The organism is Cellulomonas fimi, assembly GCF_028583725.1.
GTDB classification, from domain to species: Bacteria; Actinomycetota; Actinomycetes; order Actinomycetales; family Cellulomonadaceae; genus Cellulomonas; species Cellulomonas fimi_B.
In genome coordinates, this window is record NZ_CP110680.1 from 3,284,417 (window position 1) to 3,307,394 (window position 22,978).

Annotated in this window: 16 protein-coding genes; 3 read left to right on the forward strand and 13 right to left on the reverse strand. The window is 75.4% G+C overall.

Annotated features, from left to right (window positions below):
- Positions 1-468 precede the first annotated feature (468 nt).
- The 3 genes from OOT42_RS14790 to OOT42_RS14800 all read right to left on the reverse strand — a co-directional run bounded on the left by OOT42_RS14790 (position 469) and on the right by OOT42_RS14800 (position 4,824).
- The gene (locus OOT42_RS14790) at positions 469-1,398 is read right to left on the reverse strand and encodes a tetratricopeptide repeat protein (protein WP_273651939.1); all 930 of its coding nucleotides are present in this window, start codon (positions 1,396-1,398) and stop codon (positions 469-471) included.
- Between the two features lie 100 nt (positions 1,399-1,498).
- The gene (locus tag OOT42_RS14795) at positions 1,499-2,569 is read right to left on the reverse strand and encodes a hypothetical protein (RefSeq protein ID WP_273651940.1); all 1,071 of its coding nucleotides are present in this window, start codon (positions 2,567-2,569) and stop codon (positions 1,499-1,501) included.
- Positions 2,566-4,824, reverse strand: coding sequence for a hypothetical protein (locus tag OOT42_RS14800; RefSeq protein WP_273651941.1), 2,259 nt, complete (start codon positions 4,822-4,824; stop codon positions 2,566-2,568). The genes OOT42_RS14795 and OOT42_RS14800 overlap by 4 nt, the downstream gene beginning before the upstream one ends.
- A gap of 262 nt (positions 4,825-5,086) precedes the next feature.
- On the opposite strand from OOT42_RS14800, the gene OOT42_RS14805 reads away from it, so the two are divergent.
- Entirely contained in the window at positions 5,087-7,591 is a 2,505-nt protein-coding gene (locus OOT42_RS14805; protein ID WP_273651942.1) for a hypothetical protein, read from the forward strand.
- A gap of 153 nt (positions 7,592-7,744) precedes the next feature.
- Positions 7,745-8,167 (forward strand): hypothetical protein, encoded by a 423-nt coding sequence (locus OOT42_RS14810; RefSeq protein ID WP_273651943.1) that lies wholly within the window; start codon positions 7,745-7,747, stop codon positions 8,165-8,167.
- Positions 8,168-8,262: 95 nt separating this feature from the next.
- Here the strand turns inward: OOT42_RS14810 and OOT42_RS14815 are convergent, their stop codons facing one another.
- The 7 genes from OOT42_RS14815 to OOT42_RS14845 all read right to left on the reverse strand — a co-directional run bounded on the left by OOT42_RS14815 (position 8,263) and on the right by OOT42_RS14845 (position 17,221).
- Complete coding sequence (locus OOT42_RS14815) at positions 8,263-9,060, reverse strand: alpha/beta fold hydrolase (RefSeq protein ID WP_273651944.1); 798 nt, start codon at positions 9,058-9,060, stop codon at positions 8,263-8,265.
- A complete protein-coding gene (locus OOT42_RS14820) occupies positions 9,057-9,860 on the reverse strand; it encodes an alpha/beta hydrolase (RefSeq protein WP_273651945.1) in 804 nt (267 codons plus the stop codon). Before OOT42_RS14820 ends, OOT42_RS14815 begins: the two co-directional genes overlap by 4 nt.
- Positions 9,861-9,871: 11 nt before the next feature.
- Complete coding sequence (locus OOT42_RS14825; RefSeq protein WP_273651946.1) at positions 9,872-10,774, reverse strand: HAD family hydrolase; 903 nt, start codon at positions 10,772-10,774, stop codon at positions 9,872-9,874.
- A gap of 10 nt (positions 10,775-10,784) precedes the next feature.
- Positions 10,785-11,090: a hypothetical protein gene (locus tag OOT42_RS14830; protein WP_273651947.1), complete on the reverse strand. Its 306-nt coding sequence runs from the start codon at positions 11,088-11,090 to the stop codon at positions 10,785-10,787.
- Between the two features lie 150 nt (positions 11,091-11,240).
- The gene (locus tag OOT42_RS14835) at positions 11,241-12,695 is read right to left on the reverse strand and encodes a GH1 family beta-glucosidase (RefSeq protein ID WP_273651948.1); all 1,455 of its coding nucleotides are present in this window, start codon (positions 12,693-12,695) and stop codon (positions 11,241-11,243) included.
- Positions 12,696-12,920: 225 nt separating this feature from the next.
- On the reverse strand, positions 12,921-15,203 hold the full coding sequence (gene yicI, locus OOT42_RS14840; RefSeq protein WP_273651949.1) for an alpha-xylosidase: 2,283 nt from the start codon (positions 15,201-15,203) through the stop codon (positions 12,921-12,923).
- Positions 15,200-17,221: a beta-galactosidase gene (locus tag OOT42_RS14845; RefSeq protein WP_273651950.1), complete on the reverse strand. Its 2,022-nt coding sequence runs from the start codon at positions 17,219-17,221 to the stop codon at positions 15,200-15,202. The genes yicI and OOT42_RS14845 overlap by 4 nt, the downstream gene beginning before the upstream one ends.
- Positions 17,222-17,451: 230 nt before the next feature.
- On the opposite strand from OOT42_RS14845, the gene OOT42_RS14850 reads away from it, so the two are divergent.
- Positions 17,452-18,456, forward strand: a complete 1,005-nt coding sequence (locus OOT42_RS14850) for a LacI family DNA-binding transcriptional regulator (protein WP_273651951.1) — start codon at positions 17,452-17,454, stop codon at positions 18,454-18,456.
- 68 nt (positions 18,457-18,524) lie between these two features.
- Here OOT42_RS14850 and OOT42_RS14855 read toward each other — a convergent pair whose 3' ends face one another.
- From OOT42_RS14855 to OOT42_RS14865, 3 genes are read right to left on the reverse strand one after another with little or no spacing between them, the layout of a single operon-like run.
- On the reverse strand, positions 18,525-20,951 hold the full coding sequence (locus tag OOT42_RS14855; protein ID WP_273651952.1) for a glycosyl hydrolase family 95 catalytic domain-containing protein: 2,427 nt from the start codon (positions 20,949-20,951) through the stop codon (positions 18,525-18,527).
- Between the two features lie 3 nt (positions 20,952-20,954).
- Positions 20,955-21,962, reverse strand: coding sequence for a carbohydrate ABC transporter permease (locus tag OOT42_RS14860; RefSeq protein WP_273651953.1), 1,008 nt, complete (start codon positions 21,960-21,962; stop codon positions 20,955-20,957).
- On the reverse strand, positions 21,959-22,975 hold the full coding sequence (locus OOT42_RS14865; protein ID WP_273651954.1) for an ABC transporter permease: 1,017 nt from the start codon (positions 22,973-22,975) through the stop codon (positions 21,959-21,961). Before OOT42_RS14865 ends, OOT42_RS14860 begins: the two co-directional genes overlap by 4 nt.
- Positions 22,976-22,978 lie beyond the last annotated feature (3 nt).

Consider the following 22,978-nt stretch of genomic DNA (forward strand, 5'->3'; position numbering starts at 1 on the left):
GACCCACCACACGAAACCGCGCGATGGACCATCTTGGCATCGACTACTTGGCACACTGTTGAGTTCTCAAGGAACAGACGCGCATCCTTTCGAATCTTTCGATCCGGCCGGAGGCAACCGTTCAAACTTAGCGGACCGGCTCTTCCTCGTCAACCTGCCCTCTCGGGCTGGTTCGGCGTGGTCGTGCTCGTTCCACATCCGGACGCTCGTGTCGACCGGCGAGAGGTCTCGTCGGTCGGAGATCCGGGGGATGTCGCTCGCGGGACCAGCCACCGGGATCGTTCCTCGGTGTCCGTTCCTCCCTGCCGGGCGACGTCGAGAACATTACGCAGCGGTGGCGCGGAAGATCAAGTCGGCCTCCGGTGACGCCCGTCACGCACGCCCGGAGACGACGACGGCCGGCCGACGAGATGTGCGCTGACGTGCGCGTACATCGACGTCGACCGGCCGTCCGGTCGGTGCTGGGGCTCAGTACAGGGCGCTCGCCATCGCGCGGCGGGCCGCGACGACGCGGGGGTCGTCGCCGCCGACGACCTCGAACAGGTCGACGAGTCGCAGGCGCACCCGCTCGCGGTCCTCGCCGGACGTCCGGCGCAGCACGTCGACCAGCCGGCCGAAGGCGTCCTCGACCTGACCGCCGAGGATGTCGAGGTCCGCGACTGCGAGCTGGGCGTCGACGTCGTCGGGGCTGTCGGCCGCCGCGGCGCGCACGGCGCGCAGGTCCATGTCGCGGGTCCGCTCGAGGAGGCCGACCTGGGCCAGGCCGGCGCGGGCGAGCGCGTCGCGGGGGTTCTCCACCAGCGCCTGCTCGTAGGCGGCGCGCGCCGCGGGCAGGTCGTCGGACTCGATCGCGTCGTACGCCGCCTGGTGCAGCGGGGGCAGCTCCGGCTCCGGCTCCGCCTCGGGCTCGTCTCCCGCGGGTGTGACCCGGCCCGTGATGCCGTTCGCCTCCGCCGCAGCGAGCACCTGGTCGAGGACCGCGCGCACCTGGTCGCGCGGGTAGGCGCCCTGGAACAGCGGGAGCGGCTGGCCCGCGAGCACCGCGACGACGGTCGGGACCGACTGCGCCTGGAAGGCCGCGGCGACCCGCGGGTTGGCATCCGCGTCGATCCGCGCGAGCAGCCACCGCCCCTGGTCCTCGTCCGCGAGGGCGGCCAGGTCGGCGGCGACGCCCGTGCTCACCTCGCTCCACGGCGCCCAGAGCACGACGACGACCGGGTGCTGCGTCGAGCGCTGGAGGACGTCGTTGAACGTCGACTCGTCGACGTCCAGCACGTACGAGCTCGGCTTGTCGAGGCCCCCGGGAGTCCCGGGCGGCGGCGTCGTGCGGGACAGGCCGGACAGGTCGACGGCGCCACGGACGTCGAGACGGGGGCGGGGCCCGGAGGGCTGGGACATGCGCGTCATCCTTCGTCGCCGGGCACCGTTCCCCGGCCTCGTCGTTCGCTGGTGGTCGCTGGTCGTGCTGGTCCCGTCGGCGTGACGGGACGCGTCGGTGCTAGGAGGCGCTCGCCGCGGTCACCGCGTGCTCGGCCGCGAGGACCTGCACCGGTGCGCCGCTGTCCGCGGGCGGCACGTACATGACGAGCACGTCGGTGTACGTCCGGGCGAACGACGACGCGGCGCTCTGCGTCCCCGTGAGCGCAGCGTAGAACGGGTCCTGGATCGGGATCGTCCCACCCGCCACGGTGAGCGTCACGGTCGACACCGTCGTCAGCTGCCCGACCACGATCGCGCCGCCGTCCGCGGTCGCGAGCGCCACGACCGGTGCCGCGTCCGGTGTGTAGGTCTCGGTCGCCGACGCCGCCGACTCCACGCCCGCGACCATCGCGGCACGCGCCGCCTCGATCGCCGCGCGGAACGGGTCCGCCGCGAACGTCGCCGCGTAGGCCGAGGCCGTCCCGTTCGCCAGGACGTCGGCGTACTGCACGAGCGCCTCGGCCGGCGTCACCACCAGGCCCTGCGCGTCCGGGGCGAGGACGGCGCTGCCGGTCGCGGGCTCCGCGGTCGGCGGCATGCTGACGCCCGGGGCCATCCGGGCCCAGCCCCAGAGCTTGTACTGCTCGCGCGGGGCCGCCTGCTGGAGCACCAGGATGCGCGGCGCCTGGAGGTCGTCGGGCTGCTCGGTGACGACGAGCTGCGTCCGGGGCCACTGCGTCGTCTGCGGGACGATCAGCACCTGCTCGTCGGTCGGCAGGATCGTCGGCGGCTTGGCGCCCCCCGTCGAGCCCGCACGGACGTACTCCGCGGTCCGGGTGGCGAGCGCCGGTCCCGTCACCCGCGGTCCGAGCGCGGCGGGGTCGAGGGCGGCGTCGGCGGCGCTCAGCACCTCACCGAGGTCGCCCAGGACGTCGGTCGACTGCGCCACGGTCGTGGCGGCGGGCGCGACCGCCGGAGCGGGCTCGGGGGCCGGCTCCGGGAGCGGGGTGGCACAGCCCGCGAGCACGGCGAGCGCGAGCACGACGGGCACGGCACGGCGGGCGATGACGCCCCGGTGGGGGGTGGTGCGGCGGTCGGTCACGGGGCGGCGGTCGGTCACGGAGCGGCGTCCGGTCCGGCGGGCGGTCATCGGCCCTCCTCCTGGTCGTCGGTCGTCTCGATCGGCGGGAGCCCCCACGCGCGTCGCCACGCGTCGCCGCGCGAGCCGGCGGGCGCTGCGGGGGGCGCCGCCTGCTCGTCCTGGGTCGGCAGCCAGGCGGGCCGCACGTGCGCCGACGGCGCGTCCGGCGACGTCGGCGAGCCCGCGCGTGACGGCTGGCCGGGCGCGGGGGGCACCGCGGTCCACCCCGTGGGGCGTGGGCCGCCCGCCTGGGGGCCGGCAGCCCACGAGGGGCGACCGGAACCGTGCACCGCGGGTCCGGACGGCACCGGGTCGTCGCCTCCCGTGCGCGGGGAAGCGGCGGGCGACGCCGGGGAGAGCGGTGCGGGTGCGGCAGGGGACGGGCGCGAGGCCGACGTCGCACCCGGGCCACCCGTTCGTGCGTCCTGAGCAGCGGTCCGGTCGGCGCCCCACGAGCCCGCGGCACGCGACGCGTCGGGCCCGGGCGCCGGGCGGCTGCCCGACCCGCCGGGAGCGGACGGCCACGACGGCGACGAAGGGCCGTCGCCCGGACGACCGGGCGCGGGCTCCCCCGGGCCGCCGCCGGGACGCGACGGCCACGACGTGCCGGACGGGGACGACGGACCGGGGGCCGGGCGTCCCGACGGGGCGCCCGTGAGCCAGGAGCCCGGTGCGGCCGGCGCGGCGCCGCCCGCGGCGGGACCGGACGCACCTGCGGCGCTGCCGGGCATACCGGCGGCGCCGCCGGACGCCCCGGCGGCGGCGTGCGCACCGTGGCGGGCGGGACCGGTCGGCAGGGGCGAGGCCGGGCCGCCCGGGGCCAGCGGACGGGGGCCCGTCGGGGACGGCGTCGGGTGCGCGGACGCACCCGCAGGCACCGGGTGACGGTGACCGCCGGGCAGCGACGACGCGGGGCCCGCAGCGGGCCCGGGCGTGCGGTCGCCGGTCGGCGACGACGGCGACACGTGCGGCGCGGACGTCGAGGCGTGCTCGGGGGTACGGCCGCCCGTCGGCGCCGCCGGGGCGCCGGCGTCGGGGCCGCCGACGACCGGGATCTGCCCCGTGCGCATGGCCCGGCGGGTCCGCGCGGGCGTCGGGGCGTCCGCTGACCACTTGTCCGCACCGGCGGACGCCGGAGATGACGGGGCGCGGCCGGGTCCCGTCGGCGACCCGGTCCCGGAACCGGAAACCGCCGGGGTCGGCTCGCCGCGGGTACCGGAGGGGTCGGCTCCCGACCCCGGGGCACCCCGGGTGGCGGAAGCGGTGTCGGAGCGCCCGGACGCACCGGCCGGCGCCGACGCGCGTGCGGCCGTCGAGGCACCCGCGAGGCCGACGGGTCGAGGTCCGTCCGCGGCAGAAGCGGCCGCGGCCGCGGCGCTGACGTCGGCCGCGGCAGGCGGCGGGCCGCCGGCGCGCGGGACCCCTGCGGCACGGGCGGCAGCGGCCTCGCGGAGCTGGCGGCGCGTGAGGGTCGTGGCCGTCGGGTCGTCGGCGCCGACGCCCACGGCGATCGGCCCGGTGTGCACCGCGTGCCACTCCGGCTGGTCGAGGCCGCGGCGTCGGCGCAGCAGCTCGCGGGCGAGCAGCAGCAGCGACGCGACGACGAGCAGCCCGCCGACGACCACGCACGGCCACAGCCACGGCGTCGTGACGGTCCGCGGCCACGCCAGCGAGAGCGTGGGCGGGGCGTCGCCGGTGCTCACCGCGAGCAGGCTCCAGCGGCCCGGCTGGGCGTGCCACACCAGCTCGGCCGAGCCCTCGCCCGTCGCCTCGGCGACCCACAGGTCGGAGCCCGTCGGGTCGGCGACCGCAGGGGCCTCGTCGGCCGTCGCGTCGGGGGCGGGCGTCGCGGCACCGTCGGCGGGTGCCTCGGGCTCCGCCGGCGTCGCACCCTCGGTCGCGGCCGCGTCGGGCTCCGCCGACGCCGTCGGAGCGGACGCGGCGACCGCGTCGACCGCGAGCTCGTGCCAGTCGTCGAGGCCCGTGACGCGGTCGTGCGCGTCGGTGCCGACCCAGCCGTCGACGTCGGTGTCGCGTCCGACCGCGAGCACGACCGGGGAGTCGTCGGCGGCCTCCACCGTGACGGTGACGGGGTCGCCCCCGAGCTCCAGGACACCGGGGTCGGTGACCAGCGTCCGGGCGTCGCCGGACGTGGAGGCGACGAGCACGTCGTCCGCCCTCCACAGCGTCGCGGACGCGACACCGAGGCCGATGACGACGAGTCCGACGACGCCGAGCAGGGCGATGATCAGTCGCTTGAGCACGCAGGATCCTCTCGGGACGAGAAGACCCAGGATAGGCAGAGCGGCCCCGCGCGACCGAACGAGACCGGACGGACCCGGGCGATCCGGACACGTCGTCCCAGGTCCGGACGGCGCGTCGGAGCCGCGCGCACGGACGGCGGGGACCTGCGTCCGCGTCGTCCGGTCGGGGGACACGCGTATCCTGGCCGGCGGGGCACCGGCTGCCGTCGAGCACCTCGTCGGAGGGGCCGCGCCGGCGCCCACGAGCCCAGGAGGACCGCTCGTGCCCGAAGCCCGCACCCCCTTCCCGGTCGTGAACTTCCGTGGTTACGAACGTGAGGCGGTCGACGCCAGGATCTCCTCGCTGGAGAAGGCCGTCGCCGACGCGCGCGCGCAGGTCGAGGCCGCCGACGCGAAGGCGTTGCAGGTGGCAGGTGAGCTGTCCGAGGCGCACCGGCAGCTCCGCGAGGCCGAGCGTCCGACGTACTCGGGGCTCGGCTCGCGCATCGAGCAGCTCCTGCGGTCCGCGGAGGAGCAGTCGTCCGACGTCGTCACGCAGGCGAACGCGCAGGCCGCCGACGCCCTCGCACGCGCCAAGCTCGCCGCGGGACAGCTGCGTGCGCGCGCCGAGAACGAGGTCGCCGAGCTGCTCGCCACCTCGCGTCGCGAGGCCGAGGAGCTCCGGACGACGGCCGCCGCGGAGGCCGAGAGCACGCTGCTCGCCGCACAGCGCCGGGCCGAGGAGCTCGTCGGGTCGGCCGAGCGCGAGGCCGCACGGATCCAGAGCGCGATCACGACCGAGGAGGCGGAGCGGCGGACGTCGCTCGAGCGCGAGCTCGGCACCCTGCGGGCGACCGTCGAGCACGAGGCGACGCAGCTGCGCGTCGCGACCGAGCGCACGGCGAGCGAGCTGCGCGCCCGCACCGAGGCCGAGACGACCGCCCAGCGCGAGGAGGCCGAGCGCTACGCGCAGGACCTGCGCCAGGCCGCGGACGCCGACACGTCCGAGCTGCGCTCGCGCACCGAGGCCGAGCTCGCCGCCGCGCGCGCCGAGGTCGAGCGGTACGTCGCCCAGCTGCGGTCCGACGCGTCGGCCGAGATCGCGGCCGTGCGCCAGGCCGCCGCGGCCGAGGTCACGTCGCTGCGCGTCCAGACGCAGGAGTACGCCGACGGGGTGCGCGCGAGCGCCGAGCGCGAGGCCACGGCGCTCCAGCAGCGCGTCTCCGGCGAGGTGGCCGCACTGCGTGCCGAGGCCGAGCAGTACGCCGCCTTCGTGCGGGCGAGCGCGGAGCGGGAGGTCGGCGAGCTGCGTGCGGCCACCGCCGACGAGCTGGCCGCTGCGCGCACCGACGCCGAGCAGGCCGTCGTCGCGCTGCGCACCGACGCCGAGCAGTACGCCGCCGAGACGCGCGCCCAGGCGGAGCGCGAGACCAGCGAGCTGCGCGAGCGGACCGAGCACGAGGCCACGCACCTGCGGATCACGACCGAGCGCGAGACGGACGAGCTGCGCGAGATCACCGACCGCGAGACGTCCGAGCAGCGGGCCGCGACCGAGCGCGAGACGTCCGAGCTCCGCGAGCGGACCCGGCTCGAGGTCGACCGCGCGCTCACCGAGGCGCGGCGCACCGCGGGCGACATCGTCTCCTCCGCGCGGGCCCAGGCCGACGAGCTCGTCCGGACCGCCGAGCAGCGCCTCGCCGACGCCGAGCTCGAGATCGCGTCGAAGCGCGAGGCGAGCGAGCGGGAGGACGCCGCCCGGCACGACCAGGCACGCGTCGAGACCGAGCGGCTCGTCGCCGACGCCGAGGCCCACGCGTCCGAGGCCGAGGAGCGTGTCGCCAAGGCGCTCGCCCAGGCGGAGAAGGTCCGCAAGGACTCCGAGGACCACGCCCGCGAGCTCGTCGCGAACGCGCGGCGCAACGCCGACCGGGTGGTCGCGGAGGCGCGCGAGCACGCCGAGAAGCAGATCTCGGACGCGATGACCGAGTCGGAGCGTGAGCGGACGACCGCGATGCGCCAGGTCGAGGACCTGCACCGCCAGCGCGAGTCGATCACGACGTACCTCGACGAGCTGCGCAACCTGCTCGGGCACAACCCCGACCGCGCGATGCTCGACCGCGCCGCACGCGCTGAGGCCGCGTTCGAGAAGGAGCAGACGACGACGACGAAGACGCAGTCGGCCCCCGTGGCCGCGTCCGCGCCGGCCGTCGCCGAGAAGGTCTCGGCGGAGAAGGTCGCGGCGGAGAAGGCGCCCGCGTCGTCGGGCGGCTCGGACGAGCGTGCGACGACCGCCACCGCAGCGAAGGCCGCGGGTCCGGACGCCGGTGCGGACGCGCCCGCCGCGGACGACGCCACGACGACCGACGAGCGCGACTCGACGTCCGCGAACACCGCCGCGACCGCGGACGGCCCGTCGGACGAGGCCGTCGAGCAGAGCGACGACGCGACGCCGGACGCGGGTGCCCCGGCGGAGCCGCCCGCACCCGCGGCGACGAAGGAGGCCGGCACGCAGGACGCGACGGCGGCACGCGCGCCGGAGAAGGGCGCCGAGGCGCCCGCGCCCGTCGCCCCGGCACGGCCCGCGAAGGCCGCGCGCCCGTCCGGTCGGCCGACGAAGGCGCGGCCCGCGCCGGTCTCCGCCGCGATCCCCGTCGTGCCCGAGCCGACGCCGGCGGCCGGTGACGCCAAGGCCACGGCGGAGAATCCCGGGGCCGGGGACGAGCCGTCGGGTGCCAGTGAGGACGCGGCCGACGCCCGGTCCGACGACGCGGCGGCGCCCACCCGCTGACCCGTCCGCGACGCCCCCGGTGCACGACGCCCGGGGGCGTCGCGTCGAGCACGACGCGTCCACCCGCGACGTCGACGACGGGCACGATCGCCCGCACGGACAGCGGTGTCACGTGATCCCGGTCCCGACGAGCACCCGGCAGGCAGGACGACGATGAGCAGCCCCGACGACGCGGCACGCTGGCGCGACGAGCGGCGCGCCGCCGCCGCGGCCCACGCGGACGCGCTCGCGCGCCGGCAGCAGGCGGAGTCCCAGCAGGCGCGCGCGCTGATCGCGGCGTTCGTCGAGCGGGCGCTCGCGTCCGGGCCCCCACCGGTCGAGCTGCGCGCGCGGAGCTACGACGGGCGGGCTCGCTACCGCACCCCGCTGCGCGGCTGGTACCTGCGGCGCGACGAGTCCGTCGCGGTCGACACGTCCGGCGCGTTCTACGTCCTGCGCGCGCCGTCGAGCCTCGGCGCGCGGCTGAGGGGCGTCACCCCGGAGCCGAGCGACCCGCCGCTGGTGCTCGGCGCGGGGGGCAAGGACGGCGAGTCGCTCGACCTGACGCAGGCGCTCGCGCGGGTCCTCGAGGGCTGACGCCCGAGGGGCGTGGCGCCCGCGTGGCGTCGGGGCGAGTGGTGTCGGGACGGGTGACGCCGGGCCCGGAGGCGGCGCGGGCGCCGCGGCCCGGCCTAGCGTGTGGCGGTGTCGGCGCGCTGGGCGAGGTCGGCGACGGCGGCGGCGACCGCCGCCGGGTCCTCGAGCGCCGACATGTGACCCGCACGGGCGACGACGACGAGCTGGGCGTCCTGGGCGGCGTCGGCGAGGTGCTCGGCGGCGGCGACGGGGGTGATCGTGTCCTCGTCACCCACGACGACGGCGACCGGCCCGGCGAACGCGCGCAGCACCTCGGTGCGGTCGGGGCGGGCCGCCATGGCGCGCTGCGACCACGCGACGCCGGCCGGCGGCTGGTCCTCGATCCAGTCGGCGAGCTGGTCGACGAGCTCGGCGCGGGCGGCGCGGCTCGACTCCCCCAGCAGCCCGGTCGACATGGGACGGACAGGCTCGACCGTCGCGCCGTCCTCGGCCGCGGCGGCGATCCGCAGGCGGTTGGCGCGGGCCTCGTCGGTGTCGGCGGTGGACTTGGTGTCGACGAGCCCGAGGGCCGCGACGAGATCGGGGTGCCGTTCGAGCAGGGCGAGCGCGACGTAGCCGCCCATCGACAGGCCCACGACGACGGCCCGGTCGTGGCCCGCGGCGCGCAGGTCCTCCGCCACGAGGTCGGCCGACGTGTCGAGCGACGGTTCCGGGAGCGCGTCGGCGGCGCCGGGCGTGCCGGGGAGGTCGACCGCGAGGACGGTCCGGTCGCCGGGCAGCGCGTCGGCGACGGCGTCCCACATGCGGTGGTCGAGCGGGAAGCCGTGCAGCAGGACGACCGGCAGGGCGTCCGCCCGGTCGGGACCGGCCGTGCGGTACGTGTGCAGCGTCATGCGTCCTCCTCGCCGACCGCGAGCGCGGCCGGGTTCTCGGCGGTGGTGCTCGGACCGTCCCACGTGGTCGGCAGGGGCGCGTGCCCGGGCAGGACGTGCGCGACGACCTCGTCGAGCACGCGCCGCACCGCGGCCTCCCCCACCCACAGGTGCTTGGCGCCGTCGACGCCGATGACCTCGGCCTGCGGGACGCGCGCGAAACGGCGGCGGGCCTCGTCGGGGCGCAGGTAGTCGTCGTGCTCGGGGACGAGGACGACGAGCGGCTTGCCGAACGCGGCCCACGCGTCGAGGTCGTCGTCGGTCGCGCGGTGCAGCGGCGGCGACAGCAGGATCGCGCCCTCGATCGACGGGTCGCGGCCGTGCATGAGGGCCAGCTCGGTGCCGAACGACCAGCCGACGAGCCAGCGGCGGGGCAGGTCGTGGAACTCGGCGAACTCGATCGCGGCGTGCACGTCGAACTGCTCGCCGACGCCGCCGTCGAACGCGCCGTCGCTCGTGCCGCGCGGGCTGGACGTGCCCCGGGTGTTGAACCGCAGCACGGCGAGGTCGGCGAGCGCGGGCAGGCGCCACGCGGCCTTCCGGTACACGTGCGAGTCCATGTAGCCGCCGTGCGTGGGCAGGGGGTGCAGCGTCACGAGCGTCGCGGCGGGGGTCGCCGGGGCGCCGTCGGGGCCGAGCGGACGGGCGAGCTCGCCGACGAGCGTGAGGCCGTCGGCGGTGTGCAGCTCGACGTCCTCCCGGTGCGCGGGCAGGACGGTGAGGGAGCGGATCGGGGTCGCGGGCGACGTGTGCGTGCTCATCGGGCACGAGCCTAGGACGGCGCCGACGACCCCGCGGTCCGGGGGCGGTCGTCGCGCCGGCCGGCGGACGCGGCGTCGACCGCGCGCTCCAGCAGGACCGCGACGCCGTCGTCGGCGTTGGAGGGCAGCCGGTGGTCGGCCGCCTCCAGGACAGCCGGGTAGGCGTTCGCGACGGCGAAGGACGTGCCCGCCCAGGCGAGCATCGGCAGGTCGTTCGGGGCGTCGCCGACCGCCCACACGTCGCCCGCGTCGATCTCCTGCGTCGCCGCCCAGCGCGCGAGGCCGGCGGCCTTGGTGACGCCCGGGCCGCTGATCTCGCCCAGCCCGTGCGCACCGGAGTCCGCGACCACGGCGAGGTCCCCGACGACGTCGACGAGCGCGTCGACGAACGCGGCGCCGTCGCTGGGCTCGGCGGACGTGCGGACGAGCAGCTTGAGGGTCGGGCCGGTGAGCAGGTCCTCGATGCGGTCGGCGGAGCGTGCGTCGGGCGGGACCGGGTGGTCGCTCGCGTAGCCGAGCTCGTGCGCGAACCCGTCGGCGCCCTCGACGGCGAGGTGCACGCGGTCCGCGCCCCAGCGCTCGCGCAGTCGTGCGACGACGGCGCCGACGACGTCGGCCGGCATGCCGTGCTGCTCCAGGACGCGCAGCGTGCCGACGTCGACGACGGACGCGCCGTTGGCGCACAGCGCGACGCCGTGCCCCGCGACGTGCGGCTGGAGGTCGGCGAGCCAGCGGTGCGGGCGGGCGGTGACGAACACGACCGCGATGCCGGCCTCCTCCGCGGCCGCGAGGGCGGCCGCGGTCCGGGCGGAGACGGTGCCGTCGGGGCGCAGCAGCGTGCCGTCGAGGTCGGTCGCGACGAGGCGGGGTGGTGCGGCGTCGCTCGGGGTGCCGTCGGCGGCGGTGGTGCTCATCGGCCGCACCCTAGCGGCGCGTCGGGCGACGCCGCCCGCGCGCCTGCCAGCACGACGCGTGCCAGTGCCGCCGGTCGTCGACGGCCTCGCCGAACAGCCCGTCGGACCGCCACGCGACGACGTGCGGGGTGCCGGGTGCGACGACCTGGTCGCACCCGGGGCAGCGGTACTCGCGGTCGGAGCCGCGGACCTGCTGGACGACCCACTCGCCGTCGGCCGCGCTCTCGGACCGGCGCCCGCCGGTCGCACGGTCGAGGTCGAGGTCGACGTGCTCGGCGCCGTAGGGGCGCTTGGTCGAGCGTCGGCTGCGGGGCATGCGTCCATCCTCTCCCGCGTCCATGGGTCGTGCGGGCCGTGCCGCGGAGGGACCCGCCGGCGGCCGCGCACGTCGCGGGCGGCGCCGGGCCCCGGACGACGGACGGCCCGCCCCGAGCGTGGGGGCGGGCCGTCCGTGGGCGCGGGTGCGTCAGGGCTGGATCGCGGCCGCCCACTCGGCGGGGGCGATCGTGCGGGTGCGCAGGAGCTCGCGGTACCAGAGACCCGAGTCCTTCACGATGCGCTCCTGCGTGTCGTAGTCGACGCGGACGACGCCGAAGCGGCGGTCGTACCCGTACGCCCACTCGAAGTTGTCGAGCAGCGACCACACGAAGTAGCCGCGCACGTCGGCGCCCTTCTCGATGGCCTCGCCGACGGCGTCGATGTGGTCGTGCAGGTAGGCGACGCGCTCGGCGTCGTGCACGCGGCCGTCCTCGGACACCGTGTCGTAGAACGCGGCGCCGTTCTCCGTGATGGCGAGCGGCTGGCTCGGGTAGCGGTCGCGCAGCTCGAGCAGCAGGTCGACGAGGCCCTGGGGCTCCTGGTTCCAGCCCATCGCGGTGTGCGGGCCGGGCTGCGGCAGCCACTCGACCGACTCGGCGCCGACCCACGGCGAGTGCTCGGAGACGCGGTGCCCGTCGGGGCCCGGGGTGCCCGGGGCGAGGCGCACGCCGCTGCCCTTCTGCACGCGGCCTGTCGAGTAGTAGTTGACGCCGAGCACGGTCAGCGGGATGCGGATGAGCTCGAGGTCGCCTTCCTGCACGAAGGACCAGTCGGTGAGGTGCGCGGTGTCCGCGAACACCTCCTTGGGGTACTCGCCGTCGAGGAGCGGGCCGAGGAAGACCTCGTTCGCGATCGTGTCGATGCGGCGCTTGGCCTCGACGTCGTCGGCCGAGTCGGTCGCGGCGCGCGTGACGTGCAGGTTGAGCGTGATGGAGATGGGCGCGTCCTCGCCGAGCACCTCGCGGATCGCGCGGCCGGCGAGACCGTGCCCGAGGTTGAGGTGGTGGACGGCCTTGAGCGACGCGACGTCGTCGGTCACGCCGGGGGCGTGCACGCCCGACGCGTAGCCGAGGAACGCGGAGCACCACGGCTCGTTGAGCGTGGTCCACAGGTGGATGCGGTCGCCGAGGACCTCGGCGAGCTTGCGGGCGTAGTCCGCGAACCGGTAGGCGGTCTCGCGGTTGGCCCAGCCGCCCTCGTCCTCGAGCGGCTGCGGGAGGTCCCAGTGGTAGAGCGTCACGACGGGCTTGATGCCCGCGGCGATGAGGCGGTCGACGAGGTCCGAGTAGAAGTCGAGACCCGCCTGGTTGAACTCGCCCGAGCCGGTCGGCTGGATGCGCGGCCACGCGATCGAGAACCGGTAGGCCTGCAGGCCGAGGCCCTGCATGATCTCGACGTCCTGCGCGACGCGGTGGTAGTGGTCGACCGCGACGTCGCCGGTGTCGCCGTTGAGGACCTTGCCCGGGGTGCGGGAGAAGGTGTCCCAGATGGACGGGCCGCGGCCGTCCGCGTCGTGCGCGCCCTCGATCTGGTACGAGGCGGTCGCCGACCCCCAGAGGAAGTCGTCGGAGAACTGGCGGCCGGAGGGGCGCGTGGTCGTCATGGGTGTCCTTCGAGCTCGGGTTCGGACGGCGGTGCGGGGACGAACAGTGTCCCGGGGTGCGACGCCTCAGGGCCGTCCGGAGGTGTCGAAACGATACGATACACAGCCTGGGACCGCTCCCGCGACCCCTCGTCGGCACTCTACTTGACCGGTAAGGTCCGTCGTAGGTGCCACCTGCGGCGACGTGGGCGACCGGCCTGCTGGAACCGGTCGCCCACGCCGGTCTCAGACCGCCAGCTCGACGACCGCCTGGCCGGCGACGGCGTGCGCCGCCCCGCCCGGGCCGTCCGCCGACGGCGCGACCTGCACCGACCACGGCGCCGACGTGCCGCGCGCCTCGACGCGCACCGTGCCGCCCTGCCGGCTGACCTCGAACTCGGCGTCGCCGCCCGCGGACGGGACACGCGTGACCGACCGGTGACCGTCGGGCAGCCCGAAGACGCGCAGCGTCAGGCCGTCCAGCCAGTCGTCGTCGGGCCGCTCGTCGCGCGCCGCGAGCGGCACGACGCCGCCGGGCCGGACGTACAGCGGCAGCGAGTCGAACCCGTGCCGCTCGCGCACCCACCGCGGGCCCGTGACCTGCTCGCCCGACAGCAGCGACGTCCACGTGCCGTCGGGCACGTACACGTCGACCTCGCCGTCCGCGGAGAACACGGGGGCCACGAGCAGGTCCGAGCCGAGCATGTACTGCGTGTCCACCGTCCGCGCCCCCCGGTCGTCGGGGAACTCGAGCACCATCGGGCGCATCACCGGCACGCCCTGCTCGTGCGCCTCGACGCCCGCCTGCGCGAGGTACGGCATGAGGCGCAGCTTGAGCCGCGTGAAGTCGCGGGCCACGTCGACGGCCTCGTCGTCGAACGCCCACGGCACCCGGTAGGAGTCCGAGCCGTGCAGGCGGCTGTGCGACGACAGCAGGCCGAACGCGAGCCACCGCTTGAACACCGCGGGGTCGGGCGTGCCCTCGAAGCCGCCGATGTCGTGGCTCCAGTAGCCGAAGCCCGACAGCGCGAGCGACAGGCCGCCGCGCAGCGACTCCGCCATCGACGCGAACGTCGACTCCGAGTCGCCGCCCCAGTGCACGGGGAACTGCTGGCCGCCGACCGTCGCCGAGCGCGCGAACAGCACGGCCTCGCCCTCGCCGCGCTCCTCCACCAGCAGGTCCCAGACCGCCTTGTTGTAGAGGTACGTGTAGTAGTTGTGCATCCGCTCCGGGTCGGTGCCGTCGTGCCACACGACGTCCGTCGGGATCCGCTCGCCGAAGTCCGTCTTGAAGCAGTCGACGCCCTGGCCCAGCAGCGCGCGCAGCTCGTCGGTGTACCAGCGGACCGCGTCGGGGTTCGTGAAGTCGACCAGGCCCATGCCCGCCTGCCACAGGTCCGTCTGCCAGACGGACCCGTCGGCGCGCTTCACCAGGAAGCCGCGCTCGCGCCCTTCCGCGAACAGCCGCGAGCGCTGCGCGATGTAGGGATTGATCCACACGCAGATCCGCAGGCCCTTGGCCTTGAGCCGCGCGAGCATCCCCTCGGGATCCGGGAAGGTCGCGGGGTCCCAGGTGAAGTCGCTCCAGTGGAACTCGCGCATCCAGAAGCAGTCGAAGTGGAAGACGGACAGCGGGATGCCGCGCTCGGCCATGCCATCCACGAAGCTCGTCACGGTCGCCTCGTCGTAGGACGTGGTGAACGACGTCGAGAGCCACAGGCCGTACGACCAGTCGGGCACGCGCGCGGGACGGCCGGTCAGCGCCGTGTAGCGACGCAGCACGTCCTTGGGCGTCGGCCCGTAGATGACGTAGTACTGCAGCGACTCCCCCGCGACGGAGAACTGCGTGCGCGACACGACCTCGGTGCCGACCTCGTACGACACGAGCCCCGGGTGGTCGACGAAGACGCCGTACCCCTGGTCGGACAGGTAGAACGGCACGTTCTTGTACGCCTGCTCGCTCGCGGTGCCGCCGTCGGCGTTCCAGATGTCGACGCTCTGGCCGTTCTTCACGAACGCGCCGAAGCGCTCCCCCAGGCCGTAGACGTGCTCCCCGACGCCGAGCGTGAGCTGCTCGTGCACGTAGTGGTCGCCCTTCGCGTCCGTGACGACACCGATGCTGCGCGGCGTCGACGCCGTGAGGTGGCGGCCGTCGCCGTCGAACTGCACGCTCCACTCGCCCCGCGTGCGGACGCGGGCCGTGAGGGCACCCGCGGTGAACGTCGCGACACCGTCCTCGTCGGCCGGCTCGACCTTGACTCCGGCGGGCTGCGTCGTGAGACCGAAGTGCGGGCCGCGGTTGACGCCGCCCTGGAAGTGCTCGATGCGCACGCCGACCACGTCGTCCATGGGCGACGAGAACGTCACCGTGACGAGCGGCCGGTTGAGCGTGTCGCCGCGCGACGTCAGGGGGGCCGTGGAGGACCACACGGTGAGGGTGTCGGCGCCGACCTGGACGTCGGCGACGTCGCGCGGCCGCAGGATCGTCGTCCCGGGCTGCGGGAGCCAGTACCCGTCGGTGAACTTCATCGTGTCCTCTCGGTCGGTGCGAGGTGCAGGGCTGCGGCGCCCTCGGCGGGCAGGAGGAGCTCGTCGGCGACGAGGTCGCCCGTGAGCAGGTCGGTCGCGGCGCCCGGCAGACGGACCGTCTGCTTCGCGCGGGACCGGTTGAGCACGAACAGCACGTCGCCGCGGCGTGCGACCTCGACGTCGTCGGGCACGTCGGTCAGCGGTGCGGTGACACCCGCGGCCGCGACGCAGTCGGCGACGACCGCGGCGAGCACGTCGCGCGGCGGGACCGTCGTCACGTACCAGGCCTGGCCGGCGCCTGGGCCGTCGCCGTGCGCGCGGCGGGTCAGCGCGGGGCGCCCGGCGAGGTCGCCGCCGGCGTAGGTCGCGAGCACCTCGGCGCCGTCGCTGCGCACGTGCTCGGACCACGTCGTCGCGGTGAAGTCCCCGTACGCGGCCGACGCGACCGCGACGCCCGCGTCGTCCAGGGGCCGCCAGTCCTCGCCCGACGCGCCCAGGACGTCCGCCCACGGGACGGGGAACCGGCCGCGGCGGACGCGCGCGTGCTCGTCGGCGACCGCGCTGAACGGGCCGACCAGCAGCACGCCCCCGCGCTCGGGGACGCGTGCGACGTTCGCCGCGTCGGCGTCGGTGACCGCGTGCAGCGACGGGACGACGACGAGGTCGTAACCGTCGAGGTCCGCCGACGGCGGGACGACGTCGGTCGCGATCCCCGCGCGCCACAGCGGCTCGTGGTACGCCGCGAGCTGGCCCAGCACGTCGAGACGCGTCGAGGGGCGCGCGGGCAGGAGCTCACCCGCCCACCACGCCGGCCAGTCGAAGACCAGCGCGACGCGGGCGTCGACGCGCGTGCCGACGACGGGACGCAGCCGCTGGAGGAGCGCCCCCTGTGCGCGGACCGCCCGGTGCAGGTCGGTGTCCGGGCCGGCGTGCGGGACCATCGCCGAGTGGAAGCGCTCGGCGCCGCCCGTCGACGCGCGCCACTGGAAGTAGCAGACGCCGTCCGCACCGTGCGCGACCGCGCGCAGCGAGTCGAGGACCATCGCGCCCGTGCTCTTGGGCACGTTGTGCGCGCGCCAGCTCACCGCGCCCGCGGCCTGCTCCATGAGCAGCCACGGCTCGCCGCGCCGCACGCCGCGGACGAGGTCGTGGGCCAGGGCGGCACGGGCGGGCGACGACGGGTCCGCCGGGTCGGTGTAGCAGTCGTCGGCGACGACGTCGACGTCGTCCGCCCACGTGTGCTGGTCCACCCCGGGGAAGAAGTTCATGAAGTTGGTCGTCACCGGCGCGTCGGAGCGCTCGCGGATGATCGCGACCTGGAGGCGGTGCACGTCGCGGAGCTGGTCGGACGTGAACCGGCGGAAGTCGAGCTCGGCGGCCGGGTTGTGCAGGTAGGGCGCGGCGCGCGGGGGGACGACCTCGTCGAACGAGGAGTAGCGCTGGCTCCAGAACGCCGTCGCCCACGCGGCGTCGAGCGCGTCGACGTCGCCGTAGCGCCTCCGCAGCCAGGTGCGCAGGCGGTCGGCGCACAGGTCGCACCAGCAGGTCTGGCCGAACTCGTTGCCGACGTGCCACATCGCGACCGCCGGGTGGTCGGCGTAACGGTCGACGAGGTGCCGGACGACCGCCGCGACGTGGTCGCGGTACACCTGCGAGCCCGGGCAGAAGTGGTTGCGGGACCCGACGCTCATGCGCACGCCGTGCACGTCGACGGCGGACGTCTCGGGGTGCCGGTGCGCGAGCCAGGGCGGCGGGGACGCGCTGGGCGTCGCGAGGTCGACCGCGATGCCCGCGCCGTGCAGGAGGTCGAGCACCTCGTCGAGCCACGCGGTGTCGAACCGGCCCGGCTCGGGCTCGAGCGTCGCCCACGAGAAGATCCCGACCGACACGAGGTTGACGCCCGCCGCGCGCATGAGCGCGACGTCCTCGCGCCAGACGTCGGGCGTCCATTGCTCGGGGTTCCAGTCGCCGCCGTAGAGCACGCCGCGGGCTGCGGTGAGCGCGTCCAGACCGGTCATGCCACCCTCCCGTGTGCCGCCGCCCGGGCGAGCGACGGTGCCGATCGCCGTCGTCGTCGTCGAAGCGCTTCAACAACGAGGCCGCATCGGACGCTAGTCGCTGCCGACGCTAGATGTCCATTCCCTTGATTTTGTGCGCGCGGAGTTGCGATAACCGGTGTCGAAGCGTTTAGTCGAGGACATCCCGTCGAATGGTCGGCCGCTCCCACCTGTACCGCTACACTCCCGGCATGGCCACGATCGCCGACGTCGCGAAGGCAGCGGGTGTCTCGTCCTCGACCGTGAGCTACGTGCTCTCCGGCAAGCGCCCGATCTCCCAGGCGACGCGGCACCGCGTCGAGAAGGCGATCCGCGACCTCGGGTTCAGCCCGCACGCCGGCGCCCGCGCGCTCGCGTCCAGCCGCACCAACGTCCTCGGGCTCGTCGTGCCGCTGCGCGCGCTCGAGGCGAACGTCGCGATCGTCATGGAGGTCGTCTCCGGCGTCATCGCGCGGGCCCGCGACTTCGACCACGACGTCCTCGTCCTCACCCAGGACGACGTCAACGGCGTGCAGCGGATCGCCAACGGCAGCATGGTCGACGCACTCATCCTCATGGACATCGAGACGCTCGACCCGCGCCTGCCCGTGCTCGCCGGGCTGCGACAGCCGTCCGTGCTCATCGGCGTGCCGAGCGACCCGCACGGCCTGTCGTGCGTCGACCTCGACTTCTCGGCCGCGGGCCGGCTCGCCGTCCGGCACCTCGTCGACCACGGCCACCGCAGCATCGCGCTGCTCGGGGCGCCGTCGGCCGCGCTCGCCCGCAGCGCCAACTACGCCGTCCGGATCGTCGACGGCTTCCGCTCCCAGGCCGGTCCGGCGGGCGTGCGGCACACCGTCATCCCGACCGAGGCCACGTACCCCGGCGCGGCGGCCGCCGTCGAGCGCGCGTTCGCCGAGCTCGACGACCTCACCGCGCTCGTCGTGCACAACGAGGCCGCGCTGCCCGGCGTCCTCGCGGCCCTCGCGCGCAGCGACCGGTCCGTGCCCGGCGACGTGTCCGTGCTCGCCGTCGCGCCGTCCAGCCTCGCCGAGCACCTCGCCCTCCCCCTGTCCGCGATCGACGTCCCCGCCGAGGAGATCGGCCGCACCGCCGTCGAGATGACCATCGAGCGGCTCGACCAGAAGAAGGCCGCCGAGACCCGGCTGCTGTCCCCGCGCTTCATCGAGCGCGGGAGCTGCGCCGCCCCCGCCTGAGCCTCCGAGCACCGCATCCGCCGCCGGCGTCGCGCGCGCCGCCGGCGGCGGCGTGACCGTCGCGTCGTTCACGACGACACCTCCGTCAGGTGCCCGTCGAGCCGCAGCGTCGCGCCCGCGTCGAGCGTCACGGTCCGCGTCCGGTCGGCGTGCACCACCTCCAGCGTGACCCCGCGGCCCGCGCGCAGCACCACGCCACGCAGCGACCCGTCGCGCCACGTCACGTCGACGACCAGCCCGCCGCGCCCGCGCACCCCGCGGACCGACCCGTCCGGCCACTGCGGCGGCAGCGCGGGCAGCAGGCGCAGACGACCCGGCGTCGACTGGACGAGTGCCTCCACGACCGCCGCGACGAGCCCGAGGTTGCCGTCGACCTGGAACGGCGGGTGCGTCGAGAACAGGTTCGGCAGCAGGCCGCCGCGCTCCCGTTGTGTCGACGACGGGTCCGCGGGCTGCATCGCCTCCGCGAGCAGCGCACCGACCGCGTCACCGTCGCCGAGCCGGGCGCGCAGCGCGGTCTTCCACGCGAGCGACCAACCGGTCGACCCGGGACCGCGGGCGTCGAGCGACGCGCGCGCGGCCTGCGCGAGGTCCGGGGTGTCGACGACGTCGACCTGCGCGAGCGGGAAGAGGCCGACGAGGTGCGACAGGTGACGGTGGTGCGGGTCGACGGCCGGGGCGTCGTGCGACCACTCGCGCAGCAGGCCGTCCGGGCCGACGCCCGGGTGGGCCAGCCGGTGCAGCGCGGAGCGCAGCCGGGGCTCGATCGGGTCGTCCAGGTCGAGCAGCGCGACGGTGTCGAGACAGCGCTCCAGCAGGTCGCGGACCAGGACGAGATCCATCGCCGCGCCCGCCGTCAGCGCGCCCGTGCCCCCGTCGGGCCGCACGAACGTGTTCTCGGGCGACGTCGACGGCGACGTGGTGAGCCGGCCGTCGGGCGCCTCGACCAGCCAGTCCAGGCAGAACTCCGCGGCGCCGTGCAGCAGCGGCCAGGCCCGCTCGCGCAGGAAGCCGAGGTCGCCCGTCACGTCCGCGTGGTCCCACAGGTGGCGGCACAGCCAGACACCGCCCAGGGCCCACTGCGCCCACGCCGGGTCGCCGTGACCGGCCCCGACGGGCAGCGCCCAGCCCCACACGTCGCTGTTGTGGTGCGCGACCCAGCCGCCGCAGCCGTACAGGTCCCGGGCGACAGCCGCGCCCCGCCGGGCGACCAGACCCACGTGGTCCAGCAGCGCCTCGTGGCACTCGCCGAGCCCGACGGCCTCCGCGCCCCAGTACGCCATCTCGAGGTTGACGTTGAGCGTGTACCCGCTCGACCACGGCGGCGTCGCCTCGGCGTTCCAGACACCCTGCAGGTTCGCCGGCGGCGAGCCGGGTCGCGACGACGCGACGAGCAGGTAGCGGCCGTGGTCGAACACCGCCTGCGCGAGCGCGGCGTGCGGCGTCGTCGCGATCGCGCCGGGCAGGCGCAGGTGGACGTCCGCGCCCGTGAGGTCGAGCAGGCACCGGTCGAGCAGCCGATGGTGGTCCGCGACGTGCCGGGCGCGGGACGCGTCGCCGTCGACCCGACTGCCGGGCAGCGCCTGGCGCGCGCACGCGAGGACGTCCGCGACCACGTCCACGCGCGGGCGCAGCGGGCCGTCGGACGGCCACGGCGACGTCGTGCCCGTCGCGAGGACGACCTCGACCCACGTCGCGCCCGACACCCGCAGCGCGGACGACGAGCCCGCGACCTCGCCGTCGCTGCACGCGAGCAGCGCGGCGACCCCCGTGAGCGACTTCCCCTCGCCCGTCCGCAGGGTCGCCGCCTGCGGCTCGTGGCCCGGCGGGACGTCGTCGGGCAGCTCGAGGACGAGCACGCGGCCGCCCGGCGCGTGGTGGTCGGCGCTCACGTCGTGCTGGGTCGACAGCTCGACGCGCAGCCCGAACGGCACGTCCGACGCCCACCGGCCGTGCAGCGCACCGTCGGCCGCGCTCGCGTACCACTCGACCTCGACCGACCCGGCTCCGACCGGGACGTCTTCGACGACCGTGCCGTCGCGCAGGTCCAGCGTCCGCGGGGAGTCGTCGGGACGCCGGACCTGCGCGGTCCTCGGGGCGGGCGCGTACGGGTCGGGTGCACCGTCCGGCTCCGGCGGGTCGCCGCCCGACGGGTCGATCGTCACGTGGAGGTCGACGAACGGCTGGAACGCCTGCGCCCACGGGCCCTGGAACGTCGCGAGCAGGTCGGCCGCGTCCTCGTGCCGCCCCTCCGCGAGCGCCGCGCGCGCCGCCGCCAGCCGCTCCGGCCCGGCCCCGGCGGAACGCACCGCCGCGAGCGCCCGGTCAGGTCCGTCGGGCCGGCCCGACCACGCGGTCGCGTCGTTGACCTGCACACGCGCCCGGTCACCGCCGCCGTGGACCATCGCGCCGAGCGTGCCGTTCCCCACCGGGAACGCCTCGACCCACGTCCGCGCCGGTCCGGCGAAGGACAGCACGGTGCGACGGCCGATCACGCGTCAGCCCTTGATCGCGCCGAAGATCACGCCCTTGGTGAAGTGGCGCTGCACGAACGGGTAGACGAGCAGGATCGGCACGATCGCGAGGACCATGACAGCCATCCGGACGGGCAGGCCCGTCACGACGCCCGACACGGTGTCGACCTGGCCCGTGCCGCTGCCGGGCAGCGTCACACCCTGCAGCACGTACGACCGCAGCACGAGCTGCAGCGGCCACTTCGCGTTGTCGTTGATGTAAAGCATCGCGTTGAAGAACGCGTTCCAGTACCCGACGCCGTAGAACAGCGCGACGACCGCGATGGCGGCCTTCGACATCGGCAGGACGATCCTCCCGAGGATGCGCCAGTCGCCCGCGCCGTCGATGCGGGCCGCGTCGAGGATCGCGTGGTCGATGCCCATGAAGAAGCTGCGCAGGATCAGCACGTTGAACGCCGAGACGGCGCCCGGGAGGATCAGCGACCAGTAGCTGTCGATGAGGCCGAGACTGCTGACGAGCAGGTACGTCGGGATCAGGCCGGCGCCGAAGAACATCGTCACGAGGAAGACGAACAGGATCGGCCGGTGCAGCACCGACCCGGGTCGGGAGAGCCCGTACGCGGCGAGCACCGACACGATCGTCGAGATGACCGTGCCGACCGCGGTGATGCCGATGCTCACGAGCGCCGCGCGCGTGACGACGCCCCCGGACAGGATCTGCGTGTAGGCGCTGAGCGTGAGCTCGCCCGGCACGACGACCATGCCGCCGGACCGGATCGTCTCGGCCTGCGTCGAGAAGCTCGTGAGCAGCACCGTCCAGAGCGGGAACAGCACGGCCAGGACGACGAGCGCGAGCACGACGCCCTTGAGCGTCAGACCGGTCTTGGTCGGCGGCTCCTCCCACGCGGGACGGTGCTTCGAGCCGCGCCGCCTCGGGCTCGCCGCGCGCGGGACGCCGTCGGCGTCGCGCCGGACGGTCGTGGCGGGGACGACGGGCGCCTCCGCGGTGATCTCGGGTGACTGTCCGCTCATGCCTTCTGATACACCCCCGCCTCGCCGAACACGTGGGCGAGCTTGTTGGCTCCCAGGACCAGGAGCAGGCTGACGACGCCCTTCACGAGGCCCGCGGCCGCCGCGAAGCTCCAGTCGGCGTAGACGACGCCCTGGAAGTAGACGTACGTGTCGATGACCTCGGCGACGCCCGAGCCGACGGCGTCGCGCTGCAGGATGAGCTGCTCGAACCCGACGGTGAGCGAGTCACCGAGCCGCAGGATCAGCAGCAGGATGATGACGGGCCGCATGGCGGGCAGCGTCACGTGCCACATGCGGCGCCACCGGTTCGCGCCGTCGACCGCGGCTGCCTCGTAGTGCTCCGGCGAGACCGTCGACAGCGCCGCGAGGAAGATGATGATCCCCCACCCGGCGTCCTTCCAGACCGACTGCATCGTGATGAGCACGAGGAACGTGTCGGGGTTCGTCATCATGTCGAAGCCCTGCAGGCCGTTGGCCCGCAGCCCCTGGTTGACGAGCCCCGCGCCGCCGAAGATCTGCTGGAAGATCGTCACGACCAGCACCCACGAGAAGAAGTGCGGCAGGTAGACGATCGACTGGATCGTCGTGCGCACACGGGGTGACAGCACGCTGTTGAGCAGCAGCGCCAGCACGATCGGGATCGGGAAGAAGAACAGCAGCTGGAACGCGGTGATGACGAGCGTGTTGCCGACCGCGTCGAGGAACAGCGGGTTGCTGAACACGCGCTCGAAGTGCATCCAGCCGACGAACGGGGAGCGCAGGAAACCGGTGTAGGGCGAGTACTGCTGCCAGGCGATGACGTTGCCCAGCATCGGGACGTACGCGAAGACCACGAGCAGGCCGACCGCGGGCAGCACCATGAGGAGCAGCGAGCGGTCGCGCTTGAGGCGCGTGCGGAGCGGGATCGTGCGGACCGGGGGGCGGGCCGGCGCGGGGGGCTTCCCCGCGCCGGTCACCGGGTCCGGCGTCGACGCGGTCGTGCCGCGCCGACGCGTCAGTGCGTCGAGTGCCATGAG

Coding starts and splice junctions, on each gene's coding strand:
- OOT42_RS14790 (WP_273651939.1), bottom strand. CDS start 1,398: ATGTCCCAGCCCTCCGGGCCCCGCCCCCGTCTCGACGTCCGTGGCGCC.
- OOT42_RS14795 (WP_273651940.1), bottom strand. CDS start 2,569: ATGACCGCCCGCCGGACCGGACGCCGCTCCGTGACCGACCGCCGCCCC.
- OOT42_RS14810 (WP_273651943.1), top strand. CDS start 7,745: ATGAGCAGCCCCGACGACGCGGCACGCTGGCGCGACGAGCGGCGCGCC.
- OOT42_RS14815 (WP_273651944.1), bottom strand. CDS start 9,060: ATGACGCTGCACACGTACCGCACGGCCGGTCCCGACCGGGCGGACGCC.
- OOT42_RS14820 (WP_273651945.1), bottom strand. CDS start 9,860: ATGAGCACGCACACGTCGCCCGCGACCCCGATCCGCTCCCTCACCGTC.
- OOT42_RS14825 (WP_273651946.1), bottom strand. CDS start 10,774: ATGAGCACCACCGCCGCCGACGGCACCCCGAGCGACGCCGCACCACCC.
- OOT42_RS14830 (WP_273651947.1), bottom strand. CDS start 11,090: ATGCCCCGCAGCCGACGCTCGACCAAGCGCCCCTACGGCGCCGAGCAC.
- OOT42_RS14835 (WP_273651948.1), bottom strand. CDS start 12,695: ATGACGACCACGCGCCCCTCCGGCCGCCAGTTCTCCGACGACTTCCTC.
- yicI (WP_273651949.1), bottom strand. CDS start 15,203: ATGAAGTTCACCGACGGGTACTGGCTCCCGCAGCCCGGGACGACGATC.
- OOT42_RS14845 (WP_273651950.1), bottom strand. CDS start 17,221: ATGACCGGTCTGGACGCGCTCACCGCAGCCCGCGGCGTGCTCTACGGC.
- OOT42_RS14850 (WP_273651951.1), top strand. CDS start 17,452: ATGGCCACGATCGCCGACGTCGCGAAGGCAGCGGGTGTCTCGTCCTCG.
- OOT42_RS14860 (WP_273651953.1), bottom strand. CDS start 21,962: ATGAGCGGACAGTCACCCGAGATCACCGCGGAGGCGCCCGTCGTCCCC.
- OOT42_RS14865 (WP_273651954.1), bottom strand. CDS start 22,975: ATGGCACTCGACGCACTGACGCGTCGGCGCGGCACGACCGCGTCGACG.